The sequence below is a fragment of the Silvibacterium dinghuense genome (assembly GCF_004123295.1).
Lineage (GTDB): Bacteria > Acidobacteriota > Terriglobia > Terriglobales > Acidobacteriaceae > Silvibacterium > Silvibacterium dinghuense.
The window spans coordinates 561,668-574,675 of record NZ_SDMK01000002.1 but is presented as its reverse complement, the minus strand read 5'-3'; the positions used below and the strand labels follow the sequence as shown (position 1 = coordinate 574,675).

At 60.4% G+C, this 13,008-nt stretch carries 9 protein-coding genes; 3 read left to right on the top strand and 6 right to left on the bottom strand.

Annotation, left to right across the window (positions count from 1 at the left end; translation table 11 throughout):
- Window positions 1-3: 3 nt before the first annotated feature.
- The 6 genes from kdpC to ESZ00_RS11555 all read right to left on the bottom strand — a co-directional run bounded on the left by kdpC (window position 4) and on the right by ESZ00_RS11555 (window position 6,845).
- On the bottom strand, window positions 4-570 hold the full coding sequence (gene kdpC, locus ESZ00_RS11580; protein WP_129208427.1) for a potassium-transporting ATPase subunit KdpC: 567 nt from the start codon (window positions 568-570) through the stop codon (window positions 4-6).
- A 33-nt stretch (window positions 571-603) separates the two neighbouring features.
- Window positions 604-2,634: a potassium-transporting ATPase subunit KdpB gene (gene kdpB, locus ESZ00_RS11575; RefSeq protein ID WP_129208426.1), complete on the bottom strand. Its 2,031-nt coding sequence runs from the start codon at window positions 2,632-2,634 to the stop codon at window positions 604-606.
- Window positions 2,635-2,656: 22 nt separating this feature from the next.
- Window positions 2,657-4,381: a potassium-transporting ATPase subunit KdpA gene (gene kdpA, locus ESZ00_RS11570; RefSeq protein WP_129208425.1), complete on the bottom strand. Its 1,725-nt coding sequence runs from the start codon at window positions 4,379-4,381 to the stop codon at window positions 2,657-2,659.
- A gap of 1 nt (window position 4,382) precedes the next feature.
- Window positions 4,383-4,472: a K(+)-transporting ATPase subunit F gene (gene kdpF, locus ESZ00_RS11565; RefSeq protein WP_129208424.1), complete on the bottom strand. Its 90-nt coding sequence runs from the start codon at window positions 4,470-4,472 to the stop codon at window positions 4,383-4,385.
- Window positions 4,473-4,602: 130 nt separating this feature from the next.
- Window positions 4,603-6,072, bottom strand: coding sequence for an outer membrane beta-barrel protein (locus tag ESZ00_RS11560; RefSeq protein WP_129208422.1), 1,470 nt, complete (start codon window positions 6,070-6,072; stop codon window positions 4,603-4,605).
- 83 nt (window positions 6,073-6,155) lie between these two features.
- Window positions 6,156-6,845: a response regulator transcription factor gene (locus tag ESZ00_RS11555; RefSeq protein WP_129208420.1), complete on the bottom strand. Its 690-nt coding sequence runs from the start codon at window positions 6,843-6,845 to the stop codon at window positions 6,156-6,158.
- 58 nt (window positions 6,846-6,903) lie between these two features.
- Here ESZ00_RS11555 and ESZ00_RS11550 point away from each other — a divergent pair, with 58 nt between their 5' ends.
- From ESZ00_RS11550 to ESZ00_RS11540, 3 genes are all read left to right on the top strand, one after another.
- On the top strand, window positions 6,904-8,382 hold the full coding sequence (locus ESZ00_RS11550) for a sensor histidine kinase (protein WP_164981479.1): 1,479 nt from the start codon (window positions 6,904-6,906) through the stop codon (window positions 8,380-8,382).
- A gap of 86 nt (window positions 8,383-8,468) precedes the next feature.
- Window positions 8,469-11,984, top strand: a complete 3,516-nt coding sequence (gene dnaE, locus ESZ00_RS11545) for a DNA polymerase III subunit alpha (protein WP_129208418.1) — start codon at window positions 8,469-8,471, stop codon at window positions 11,982-11,984.
- Window positions 11,985-12,095: 111 nt separating this feature from the next.
- The gene (locus ESZ00_RS11540; RefSeq protein ID WP_129208417.1) at window positions 12,096-12,950 is read left to right on the top strand and encodes an acetyl-CoA carboxylase carboxyltransferase subunit alpha; all 855 of its coding nucleotides are present in this window, start codon (window positions 12,096-12,098) and stop codon (window positions 12,948-12,950) included.
- Window positions 12,951-13,008 lie beyond the last annotated feature (58 nt).

Here is a 13,008-nt window from a genome sequence, read left to right as displayed (position 1 = left end):
GCGCTACTTCGACTGAGCGTCCAGTGCAAGGTTGAGAGCGAGCACGTTAACGCGCGGCTCGCCGAGAATACCGAACTGGCGTCCGGTGATGTGCTGTTCGACGAGCGCGCGCACGGTGTCATCGGACAGATGACGGGCTGCGGCGACGCGATGCACCTGGTAGAGCGCGGCTGCGGGGCTGATATCCGGATCGAGGCCGGAGCCGGAAGTGGTGACGAGATCGATCGGCACGGGCTGGCCCGGGTTGCTCTTCTGATATGTAGCGACATCCCCGGAAATGCGGTCGACAAGTTTCTTGCTGGACTGCGCAAGGTTGGAGCCTCCGGAATTGGAGGCGTCATACCCGTTGCCGGCAGCAGAAGGACGGCCGTGGAAGTAGCTGTCTCCGGCGAAGCTCTGCCCGAGAAGCTCGGAGCCGAGAACCTGACCGTTGTGCTGGATGAGTTCGCCATCGGCCTTTGCGGGCATGGTGAAGTGCGCAAACCCGGTTACGGCGAGCGGATAGAGAATTCCCAGCAGCAGTGTAGTGACCAGCGTGAAGCGGATGGCGATATTGAGTTGCGAGGTCATCGTGTTTGTTCCTGTGTCTGTTTCTCTCAAGGCTTACGCCAGGTGAAGAGCGGTGATGACGATATCGATCGCCTTGATGCCGATGAAGGGGACGATGACGCCTCCCACACCGTAGATGAGCAGATTGCGGCGCAGCAGAGCCGCCGCCGATTTCGGTTCGTACTTGACGCCCTTGAGCGCCAGCGGGATGAGGCCGATGATGATTAACGCGTTAAATATCACGGCGGAGAGAATCGCAGAATGCGGCGTGGCCAGGTGCATGATATTCAGCGCATTGAGCACCGGGAAAGCGCCGGCGAACATCGCCGGGATGATGGCAAAGTACTTCGCCACGTCGTTGGCGATGGAGAAGGTGGTGAGCGCGCCACGGGTCATGAGAAGCTGTTTGCCGATCTCCACAATCTCGATGAGCTTGGTAGGGTTGGAGTCGAGATCGACCATGTTGCCGGCTTCTTTCGCGGCCTGCGTACCGGAGTTCATGGCGACGCCTACGTCCGCCTGAGCGAGCGCGGGTGCGTCGTTGGTGCCGTCCCCGGTCATGGCAACGAGCTTGCCCTTGGCCTGCTCGCGCTTGATGAGGTCCATCTTGTCTTTGGGCTTGGCTTCGGCGAGGAAGTCGTCGACACCGGCTTCGCGGGCGATTACAGCGGCGGTGAGGGGATTGTCGCCGGTGATCATGATGGTGCGGATGCCCATGGCGCGCAGGCGGGCGAGACGATCCTTGAGGCCGCCCTTGACGATGTCCTTGAGGTAGACGACGCCGAGCGCGGTGGAGTTCTCCGCGACGACGAGCGGCGTGCCGCCCATGCGGGCGATCTCTTCGACCTTATCGCTGACCTTGCGCGGCAGGCTTGAGCCCTGCTGCTCGAGGAAGCGGGCGATAGCATCGGCAGAGCCTTTGCGGATCGCGGTGCCGGGGAGATCGATGCCGGACATGCGGGTCTGCGCGCTGAAGGGCACGAACTCGGCGCGCATGTTGGTGAGGTCGCGGCCGCGGAGGTTGTACTTCTCCTTAGCAAGGACGACGATGGAGCGGCCTTCCGGGGTTTCATCCGAGAAAGATGCGAGCTGCGCGGCGTCGGCAAGGCGCTCGGTGCTGATGTCGGGAGCAGGGAAGAATTCCGTAGCCTGGCGGTTGCCGAGGGTGATGGTGCCAGTCTTGTCGAGCAGCAGAGTGTTGACGTCGCCCGCTGCTTCGACAGCACGGCCGGACATGGCAAGGACGTTGTATTGCACAAGACGATCCATGCCGGCGATGCCGATGGCGGAGAGCAGGCCGCCGATGGTGGTGGGAATCAGGCAGACGAGCAACGAGACGAGCACGAAGATGGTCTGCGGCGCGTGCGAGTAAATGGCAAAGGGCTGGAGCGTGGTGACGGCGAGCAGGAAGATGATGGTGAGGCCGGAGAGCAGGATGCTCAGCGCAATCTCATTCGGGGTCTTCTGCCGCGAAGCCCCTTCGACGAGCGCGATCATGCGGTCGAGGAAGGTTTCGCCGGGGTTGGAGGTGATGCGGATTTTCACCCAGTCGGAGAGGACGCGCGTGCCGCCGGTGACGGCCGAGCGGTCGCCGCCGGCTTCACGGATGACGGGCGCGGACTCGCCGGTGATGGCCGATTCGTCGACCGAGGCCACGCCTTCGATAACCTCGCCGTCGCCGGCGATGAACTGGCCGGCTTCTACCTTGATGACATCCCCGGAGCGAAGCGCGGAGCTGGATACGGCCTCAAGAGAGCCGTGCTCGTTGTAGCGGTAGGCCATGGTTTCGCCTTTGGCTTTGCGCAGCGTGTCTGCCTGGGCCTTGCCACGGCCTTCGGCCATGGCTTCGGCGAAGTTGGCGAAGAGCACGGTAAACCACAGCCAAAGGGTGATCTGAAGATTGAAACCGATGGGCCGGTGCAGGACGACGTCCTGAATAAGCAGCGCAGTGGTGAGGACGCTGCCGACCTCGACGACGAACATGACCGGATTCTTGAGCATCAGGCGGGGATTGAGCTTGGTGATGGCGCCCACCGCCGCCTGCCCGAGGATCGCCGGATTCCAGAGACTCTGTTTTTCTGCCATTTTGGTATCTCTCCGACGTGATTTAGAAAAGGACTCCCTGCTTCAGCAGCAGGTGCTCGAGGATCGGTCCGAGCGAGAGTACGGGGAAGAAAGTCAGCGCGCCGACGATGAGGATGACGCCGGTGAGCAGAATGGTGAAGAGCGAGGAGTTCACGGGGAAGGTTCCCGGTGAAGGCGGTACGCTCTTCTTCTGGGCAAGATTTCCGGCCAGGGCAATCATCGGCACCATCATCAGGAAGCGACCGGAAAGCATGGTGAAGCCGAGCGCGATGTTGTACCAGTGGGTATTCGCATTGAGTCCGGCAAAGGCCGAGCCGTTGTTGCCGGCAGCCGAGGTGAAGGCGTAGAGGATTTCCGTCAGGCCGTGCGGGCCACCGTTATTGAGGCTGGAAAGACCCATCTGCGGCGCGAGCACGGAAATCGCCGTGAGCACGAGAATGAGGAGCGGGAAGATGAGCACATAGAGCATGGCCATCTTCACGTCAAAGGCTTCGATCTTCTTGCCGAGGTATTCCGGGGTACGGCCGACCATGAGACCGGCGATAAAGACAGCCAGCACGACATAGATGAGCATGCCGTAGAGACCGGAGCCGACGCCGCCGAAGACGATTTCCCCGAGCATGATGTTGGCGAGGACGACGAGGCCGCCGAGCGGGGTGAAGGAGTCATGCATGCCGTTGACTGCGCCGCAGCTGATGTCGGTCGTCGTTCCGGCGAAGAGCGCCGAGCCGGCCTGGCCGAAGCGGATCTCCTTGCCCTCCTGGTTGCCGCCATCCTGTAATGCGGTGTGCTGCTGATCGACGCCGTGCAGGAGCGGATGGGCGTGCGTTTCCGCCGCATAAATGCAGAAGACGCTGACCAGCCATAGCAGCAGCATGCAGGAGAAGACCGCCCAGCCATGTCCGGGCGAGCCTGCCATGCGTCCCAGCGTGACAGTGAGCGCCGCGGGGATGAGGAACATGGCGAGAATCTCAAGGAAATTGCTGAAGGGGGTGGGGTTCTCAAACGGATGCGCGCTGTTGGCGTTCAGGAAACCGCCGCCATTGGTGCCGAGCATCTTGATTGCTTCCTGCGAAGCGATAGGGCCCTGGGCGATGGTCTGCGTGCCGTTTTCGAGCGTGTGCGCGGTGGTGTAAGGATGCAGGTTCTGCACGACGCCCTGGCCGATGAGCACCGGCGCGAGGATGAGGCAGATGGGCAGCAGAATGTAGAGGACGCTGCGCGTGCTGTCGACCCAGAAGTTGCCGATGGTCGAGGACTGCTTGCGTGCGATGCCGCGCAGGAGGGCAATGGCGACAGCGATGCCGACTGCTCCACTGAGGAAGTTGTGATAGGCGAGGCCGACCATCTGCGTGAAGTAGCTCATGGTGGCTTCGGGTACGTACGACTGCCAGTTGGTGTTGGTGGTGAAAGAGCTGGCTGTATTCCAGGCCAGGGCCTGCTCGACGCCGGGCAGACCCTGCGGGTTCCAGGGGAGGATATGCTGGAGCCGCTGGATGGCATAGGTCAGCAGCATGGAGACGAAGCTGAAGAGCATGACGGCTGTGCCGTATTCACGCCAGTTCATCTCTTCCTCGTGCTTGACGCCGCAGAGTCGGTAGACCAGCATCTCGACGGGGCGGATGACGGGATCGAGGAAGGTTTTACGCCCTTCGAATACAGCAGCCATGTAAAGGCCAAGAGGGCGCATCAGTATTACAACTGCAGCGAGCAGCAGAAGAATCTGCAGCCATCCATTCGCGGTCATTTCAGAATTTCTCCGGGGAAAGCAGCGCAAAGACCAGATACACCAGCAGCGCAATGGTGAGCAGGACAACGATCAGGGTAGTGATATCCATGGTTTCCTCAGGGGCTACCTTAGCCGCTCGCAGGCGGCGAGATAGAGCAGGGCCACAATGAAGAAGGCCGCGGTGATGACGAGCATAAGTATGTCCAGCACAATTGCTCCTTGCGTAGTACGAGGGCTTGTTACCAGGCGCCTTGCCGTCCTCCGTACCACCAGACAAGGCCGAGCGTGGCGGTGGTCTGGTGATCGGAGAGCAGTCCTGTTTTGTCGGTTAAAAAGAAAGGCACGTTTGTCCAGTCGCGACGGTATTCCATGCGTGCCAGCAGATTGTCAGCAAGCTTGTATTCGTAGGTGAAGGTGCCTTCCTTGAGCGCCTGCGTCGTGCCGCTGAAGAGACCGCCACGGTCGGAGAGATATTCCGTGCGTGCGGTGAGCGCGGTGCGGGGCGTCCATTGGAAATGCACATAGGCGGCGCCGCCATCCACATGCGAGGGCGCGGAAGATTCGCCGGGAGCGGCGTTGGCCCACTCGCGTTCGATGACGTAGTCGCCTTCGCCGGTGAATGAGAGGCGCGGGTTCACGGTCCAGGTGGCATAGCTGTCGAAGATATGAAGCTTGCCGTCGGGCGCCGGTGAGATCGGAGTGAAGCAGAGGCCGGGTTGTACCGGCGTGGTGCAGCCGGTGGATGTAGTTACGTCGGGATGGTCTTGCCCGAGGTAATAGTTGATCGTCCAGGCGACGCTCTTTGCGGGTTGAAGGTTGAAGCCGAAGAGCTCGTCCTTGAAGGAGTTCGTGGGCTCGGTCTGGTTGGTGCCGTTCACGATCCAGTAGTTGGCGGTAAGCCAGCTGTTGACCTTGTACGAAGTGCGTATGCCCATGTGATAGAAGGGCAGATAGTTGAAGAAGAAAGACCGGGTGTAGTTCAGCTGGTCCTTGGTGTAATTGCCTTCGGCGCCCAGCGAGCTGGCCCACTTGCCGAAGTCCACATTTAGACCCGAACCGACGGGGACGACATAGGTGCCATAAGCCTGGAAAATATTCCGGTAGATATCGGGGCGGGGTTCATTTTCAGGGTTGCCCTGGCTGGTTTCAGTCGCCTGGCCGAACTGCAGGTCGAGGCGCGCGCCGTAGCGGCGGCCATGGGAGACATCGGGATCGAGGTCGAAGACGATTCCGGCCTGGTTCAGACTGAAGGCGTTGCTCAGGACATCGTAGGCACGGAGGTAGTCGACGCGGCCGATGGGATGGTTGAAGTCGTACTCGTAGTAGCCGTCGATGTCATACCCGAGCGTGGCGCCGCCGGGAAGCTGCGTGGGGAGGATCGATACCGCGGCTGCCGGGGGCGAAGCCGGCGCGGGAAGCGTTGCGGACGGCGGGGTGGGGGAAAGTTCCTTGGTGGCCGCGGTCAGGCTCGAGGCTTCTGTGGTGGCAGTGGCCGAGTCGGCGTGGGATTGCCGACCGATCTCAGCTTCGAGCGCGCTGACGCGCTGCTCAAGAAGCTTGACGGTATCGCGCAGCTGCTGCACTTCGCCGTCATTTGCTGGAGGCTGCTGCGAATTGGACGCCGCAGAGCCTTGTGCGACGAGAGGCAATGCCAGGAGGAGCAGACCGATCAGAATCAGAAACTTCGAGGTGTCACGCAGGGTTGTCATACTGAGATCATCGACTAAAACTCAGTAAACAAGCAGGACGCTAAGCACCTCGTAAGGGATTTATAAGGAAGTCGTAATGGGTGCTATTCGGTGCCTCCGTCAGGGAGGAAGCGATAGCCCACCCAGGGCTCGGTCTGAATGTATTCCTTGCCGCTATCCCCTTGCAGTTTCTTGCGCAGCTGGCCGACAAATACGCGCAGGTATTCAGGCTGTTGCGCAGATTGCGCACCCCAGACGGCAGTCAGCAGTGCGCGGTGGGTGAGCACCTTGCCGGCATTGCGGGCGAAGAGCAGCAGCAGGTCGAATTCCTTGGGGGTGAGGTGCACAGAGCGGCCTGCAACGGTGACTGCGTGGGCCGCGATGTCGACGATAAAGTCACCGACCGTGACGGGGGCATCGGTGACTCGTTCCGGGGCGCGGCGCAGGTGCGCGCGGACGCGGGCCATCAGTTCCTGGATGCTGAAGGGCTTGGTGACATAGTCATCCGCTCCGGCATCGAGCGCTTCGACTTTGGAGCGTTCCTGTTCGCGGACCGAAAGCACGAGGATAGGCACCTTGCTGCGGGTGCGGATGGCGCGGCAGAGCTCGACGCCGGTCATGCCGGGCATCATGAGATCGGTGATGATCAGGTCCGGCGCCCACTCTTCGAAGAGATGCAGTGCCTCTTCGGGGTCGTTTGCGGTGCGGACATCATAGTTTTGTGCGGAGAGTGCGGTGCGCAGTACGCGAGTGATCTGCGCTTCGTCGTCGACGACAAGAACTCGTTCAGCCATGGTTTTACCAGGGCGCCGCTTGGGGCCCATCGTTCCTGACTGTATCATCGACGCGAGTATGGATCGACAGAGCGTGCGCCGTGAGCTGGTTTCGTTCCTGGGCATCACCGCAGCGGCGGTGGCTGTGGCGCTGGTTTGCCGCTACCTTGCAGAAATCAACCAGACCACCGCGGCACTCACCTTCCTGGTGCTGGTGCTGTTGACTGCATCACGCTTCCGAATCGTTCATTCGATCTATCTCTCGGTGTTGTGCGCGCTGCTCTATAACTTCTACTTTCTGCCTCCGATCGGGACCTTCACGATTCACGATCCGCAGAACTGGATTGCCCTGGGCGCGTTTCTCTCTGTGGGCATCCTGGTGAGTCATCTCTCGGATACGGCTCGGCAGCAGACGCGTATCTCGGAGGCGCGGCGGCAGGAAGTGGAGCAGCTCTACGGCTTCAGTCAGCAATTGATGCTGCAGGATGATTTCCGTTCGCTGGCAAGACAGGCACCGTCGATTGCGGCGACGATTTTTGGTTTTCGGGCCGTGGCGCTTTATGTGCGGGATCATGACGCGGCACACTACTCGGACCCTGAGGCTGTGCTGCTTCCGGCAGCGGAGTTGCGCAAAGCGGCCCTGGCACTCGAGACGGGGGCGCGCGCGATTGATGGCGCGCAGGTGGTGCCGCTGATGTTCGGCATGCGCTCGGTGGGGGCTCTGGCCGTGCTGGGCAGCAGCGCTTCGCATGTACAGCTCGAGGCTATCGGCGCGCTGGTGGCCATTGCACTGGAGCGCGCGGCCACCATCGAACAAAGTACGCACGTGGAGGCTGCACGCGAGAGCGAACGGCTGCGTTCGGCGCTGCTCGATTCTGTGACACACGATCTGCGTACGCCGCTGACCTCGATCCGCGCGGCGGCATCGACACTGCTCAGCCACCCGAATCTGCCGAACGAAGGGCGTTCGGAAATGTACGCGGTGATCGAAGAGGAGTCGGCGCGGCTGGACCTGCTGATCGGCCGTGCCGTGGAGATGGCCCAGCTGGATGCGCAGGGTATTCAGGTAAAGCCGAAGCCCGAGAAAATTGCCGATCTGGTGGCGATGGCGCTTGAAGAGGCGCGCGGCCCGCTGGGCAACCGCGCAGTCACAGTGGAGATTCCGGATAACCTGCCGCGGGTGCTGCTGGATCGCGAGTTGGTGCGGCGGGTGCTGCGGCATCTGATCGAAAATGCGGCACGTTATTCGCCGGATGCCTCATCCCTGCGCATCTGGGCACGCGTTGAGGACTACCGGCTGATGGTGAGCCTCGAAGACCGGGGGCCCGGAATCGATGAGGCGGATCAGCCGTATATTTTCGACAAGTTTTTCCGGGGGCGAAACCAGAAGCCGGGTACATCGGGCACTGGCATGGGGTTGGCGATTGTGAAGGCCATCATGATCGCGCATGGCGGCGGGGTGACGATGGGCAACCGGCCCGGCGGCGGCGCTATTTTTACCCTGTGGCTGCCTGCCGATGGGCAGGGCGCGTCTACAGAAGAGCCTGTGCGTGACTGAGATTTTGTACCGGGTTTTCCTCAGCCGTAACATGCAATGCCTATGCGGATACGGCGAGCCATGAGGAATAGAATCGAGGAAGAATCATGGCTGAATTCACGCACCTGCATATCCATACCGATTACTCCCTCCTCGATGGAGCCTGCGACGTAGAAAAGCTGGTCAACCGTGTTGCCGATATCGGGCAGTCAGCAGTCGCAATCACGGACCACGGCAACATCTATGGCGCGGTGCACTTCTTTGAAGCCGCGAAGAAGCGCGGCATCAAGCCGATTCTGGGCTGCGAACTCTACGTCTGCAAAAAAGAAGACCATCGCGCCGATCCGCAGGGCGACGATTACAACCACCTGCTGGTGCTGGCCGAAAACGAAGAAGGCTACCGCAACCTGGTTCGCATCACCTCGGAGGCTTCGCTGCACGGCTTCTATCGCAAGCCGCGTATCAGCAAGAAGTATCTGGCCGAGCATGCGAGCGGGCTGATTGGATTTTCGGGGTGTCTTTCCGGTGAGCTATCGGAGAACCTGCTGGCAGGGAATTACAACGCTGCCCGCACGACCGCGGCACAGTACCAGGACATCTTCGGGAAGGGGAATTTTTTCCTCGAGATCCAGGACCAGGGGCTGGAGCTGGAAAAGAAGATTCATGCCGATCTGTTCCGGATTGAAAAAGAGCTGAACATCCCGCTCGTCGCGACCAATGACAGCCACTATCTCTGCGAGGATGATTCGCATGCGCACGAGGTGCTGCTGTGCGTGCAGACTGCGGGTTCGATCCACGATCCGAAGCGCTTCAAGTTCGATTCCGATCAGTTCTTCGTCAAGACCGCGGCGGAGATGGAGAAGGTCTTCTCGCATGCACCGGAGGTAGTGAGCCGGACGATGCAGTTCGCCGAGCGCTGCAATCTGAAGCTGAGCAAGGTAGATAATCCCTTCCCGGAGTTTGCCGTTCCGGACGGGCATACGATCGACAGCTACTTCGAGCAGGTGTGCCGCGAGGGTTTCCGCAAGCGTCTGGATACGGCGGTTCGCCATCTGCAGAGCCGCGGGCTGTTGCGGCATCCGATCGAGGCTTACGAGGCGCGTCTGGAGCGCGAAATTTCCATCATCAAGCAGATGAAGTTTCCGGGCTATTTCCTTATTGTCTGGGACTTTATCCGCTATGCGCGCGAGCACGATATCCCTGTCGGCCCAGGGCGTGGTTCGGCGGCGGGATCGCTGGTCGGATACGTGATGGAGATCACGAATATCGATCCGCTGCAGAATGAGCTGCTCTTCGAGCGCTTTTTGAATCCCGAGCGCGTTTCGATGCCGGATATCGATATCGACTTCGATATGAACCGGCGCGGCGAGGTGATCGAGTATGTCACGCGCAAATATGGGCGCGAGCAGGTGGCGCAGATCATCACCTTCAATACGATGGCGGCCAAGGCCTCGATCAAGGACGTAGGCCGTGCGCTCGACATGCCGTATGGCGACGTGGATCGCATCGCGAAGCTGATTCCGGCGACGATCGGCGTAACCATCGAGCAGGCACTGAAGGACTCGCCGCCGCTGCAGGAGGCCTATGACGGCAACCCGCAGATTCGTGAGCTGATCGACACGGCGCTCAAGCTCGAGGGGCTGGTGCGCGGTGCCGGTGTGCACGCGGCCGGCGTCGTGATTGCTCCTCGTCCGCTGACAGACCTGGTGCCGCTAAGCCGCAGCAAGAACGATGAAATTGTGACCGCCTATGACATGAAGGCGGTCGAAAAGATGGGCCTGCTGAAGATGGACTTCCTCGGGCTCACCACGTTGACGGTCATCCATGATTGTCTAAGGCTCATCAAGAAGAACCGCGATGTGACGCTGGATCTTGAGACGATTCCGCTCGACGACCAGGAGACTTACGAAAAGGTTTATCACCGTGCTCTGACATCAGGCGTCTTCCAGTTTGAATCGGGCGGCATGCGCGACGTGCTGCGCCGGTATAAGCCGACGTCAGTGGAGGACCTGACGGCTCTCAATGCGCTTTACCGTCCTGGCCCGATTCAGGGCGGCATGATCGACGACTTCATCGAGCGCAAGTGGGGACGGCGCAAGGTGGAGTACGAACTGCCTCCGCTGGAAACCATTCTCAAGGAGACGCTGGGCGTCATCGTCTACCAGGAGCAGGTGATGCAGATCGCCAACGTGCTCGCCGGCTATTCGCTGGGCGAAGCCGATCTTCTGCGCCGCGCGATGGGTAAGAAGGATCCGGCTGAGATGGCGAAGCAGCGCGACCGCTTCGTTTCCGGCGCACTTGAGAAGAGCTTTCCGAAGGACAAGATTGTCCGCATCTTCGATCTGATGGAGCAGTTTGCGGGATACGGCTTCAATAAATCGCACTCGGCAGCCTATGCGCTGCTGGCGTATCAGACTGCATATCTGAAGACACATTATCCGGTCGAATTTATGGCTGCGCTGCTGACGTCGGAAATTTCGAAGCCGGAAAACGTGGTGAAGTACATCAAGGAATGCCGCGAGATGGAGATCCCGGTGGAACCGCCGGATGTGCTCTTCTCGGACGCGGACTTCACGCCGCACGGTAATGCAATCCGTTTCGGGCTGACTGCGATCAAGAATGTGGGCCGCAATGCGATCGATTCGATTCTGGCTGCGCGCAGCGAGCTAACAGAGACAGGCAAGAGCTTCTCGTCATACTGGGAGTTCTGCGAAAAGATCGACCTGCGGCTGATCAACAAGCGTGTGCTGGAATCGCTGATCAAGGCGGGCGCGCTGGATTCGTTCGGACGTCGTTCCCAGCTGATTGCAGCGACGGACAAGGCCATCGAACAGGCGCAGAAGTCGCAGCGGGACATGGCATCGGGACAGCATGGACTGTTCGGCATTTTTGATGATCATCCGGCGGCAGCGGCAGTGGATGATCTGCCCAATGTCGCCGACTGGGATGAGAATCAGCGTCTGCAGTCGGAGAAGGAAGTACTGGGCTTCTTTGTCTCGGGGCATCCTCTCGACAAGTATGCGGACAAGCTGCGGAATGTTTCCGGCGTGGTGGATACGGCTGCCGCGCTCGAAATGAAGCAGTCCTCAGCGCCTCCGCGGCGCGGACAGCCGCAGGAGCCGGATGTGGCTGTGGCGGGCGTGATTGTTGGGTTGAAGGTAGCCAAGTCGAAGCGCTCGGGCGAACTGTATGCGGCGGCCTCGCTCGAGGATACAGTCGGCAAGATCGATATCATCTGTTTTCCGAAGGATTATGCGCGGCTGGCCGAGAGCCTGAAGATTGAAGTGCCGGTTCTGATCAAGGGCAATATCCGGGCGGAAGAAGATGCGGCACCGAAGATTGCGATTGCATCGATTCAGCCGCTCGAGGATGTGAAGGTGAAGCTGCCGCTGAACATCCGCTTGAAGGTGCCGCTGGAGCGGGCGAGCGAGGCGACACTCGAAGAGCTGAAGGTACTGCTGGAGGCCGCTCCGGGACCAGGCAAGCTGATGCTGAGCCTGGAGCAAAAGGGCGAATACTGCGTCATCATGGAGCCGGCAGGCTTTGCCATTGCGGCGGACCGTGGGTTTATCGATCGCACGGAAGCGCTGCTGGGCCGGGGCGTGGTGCAGATCCTGGATTAAGGGGATGACATGCATAAGGGGCCGGCGGGTTTGTATTGCACCGCCGGCATCTCTACAATCGGGAGAGCGACGCGAGCCGGTGAATTTTCCGGCAATGCCGCAACTGTATTTATGACTGATCACGCTCAAGGCACTGCACCGCACCTTACTTCCGGCGTTGAAACCGTCCCCGCTGCATGGACCAAGACTGAATTGGCGCGGCATCCGCAGCGCCCCGATCCGATGAAATTCATCGAACAGATTTTTACTGATTTCAGCGAGATTCACGGCGATCGTAACTTCGGTGACGATCCGGCGATGCTGTGCGGCTTTGCCCGTTTCGAGGGCGAAGAGGTGATGGTTATCTGCAACCTCAAGGGCCGGACGACGAAGGAGAAAGTGCTTCGTAAGTTCGGCATGCCGGATCCGGAAGGTTATCGCAAAGCACTGCGCGCGATGAAGCTGGCGGAGAAGTTCAACCGCCCGATCTTCACGTTTATCGACCTGATGGGCGCGAATCCCGGGCTGGGCGCGGAAGAACGCGGCCAGAGCGAGGCGATTGCCCGCAACCTGCGCGAGATGGCGCGGCTGCGGGTTCCGACGATTGCGACGGTGACGGGAGAGGGTGGTTCCGGCGGTGCGTTGGCGCTGGCGGTCTCCGACCGTGTGTTGATTTTGGAGAAGGCGATTTATTCGGTGATCTCACCCGAGGCCTGTGCGTCGATTATGTGGCGTGATGCCTCAAAGCGCGCGCAGGCGGCAGCGGCGCTGAAGGCGACGGCGGAGGATATCCACGAACTGGGTTGCGTGGACGATATCGTTCCGGAGCCGGGTAAAGGCGCGCATGAGGATCCGGAGGCAGCGGCGCAACTGCTGGCAGAGAAGCTGCGCTGGCATCTGAATGAGCTGAAGGCGCTCTCGACCGATGAGTTGCTGAATCAGCGCTACGAAAAATTCCGCAACATCGCGCAGTTCTATACCGCCTGATGCCTTTCGTCTTCACGTTCCGGCAGATCGTATGCGTGCCAGAGCGCGGTGAGGACTG

Excerpts from the sequence above, each read along its gene's own strand:
- kdpC (WP_129208427.1), bottom strand. The coding sequence starts at position 570 with ATGACCTCGCAACTCAATATCGCCATCCGCTTCACGCTGGTCACTACA.
- kdpB (WP_129208426.1), bottom strand. The coding sequence starts at position 2,634 with ATGGCAGAAAAACAGAGTCTCTGGAATCCGGCGATCCTCGGGCAGGCG.
- kdpA (WP_129208425.1), bottom strand. The coding sequence starts at position 4,381 with ATGACCGCGAATGGATGGCTGCAGATTCTTCTGCTGCTCGCTGCAGTT.
- kdpF (WP_129208424.1), bottom strand. The coding sequence starts at position 4,472 with ATGGATATCACTACCCTGATCGTTGTCCTGCTCACCATTGCGCTGCTG.
- ESZ00_RS11560 (WP_129208422.1), bottom strand. The coding sequence starts at position 6,072 with ATGACAACCCTGCGTGACACCTCGAAGTTTCTGATTCTGATCGGTCTG.
- ESZ00_RS11555 (WP_129208420.1), bottom strand. The coding sequence starts at position 6,845 with ATGGCTGAACGAGTTCTTGTCGTCGACGACGAAGCGCAGATCACTCGC.
- ESZ00_RS11550 (WP_164981479.1), top strand. The coding sequence starts at position 6,904 with ATGGATCGACAGAGCGTGCGCCGTGAGCTGGTTTCGTTCCTGGGCATC.
- dnaE (WP_129208418.1), top strand. The coding sequence starts at position 8,469 with ATGGCTGAATTCACGCACCTGCATATCCATACCGATTACTCCCTCCTC.
- ESZ00_RS11540 (WP_129208417.1), top strand. The coding sequence starts at position 12,096 with ATGACTGATCACGCTCAAGGCACTGCACCGCACCTTACTTCCGGCGTT.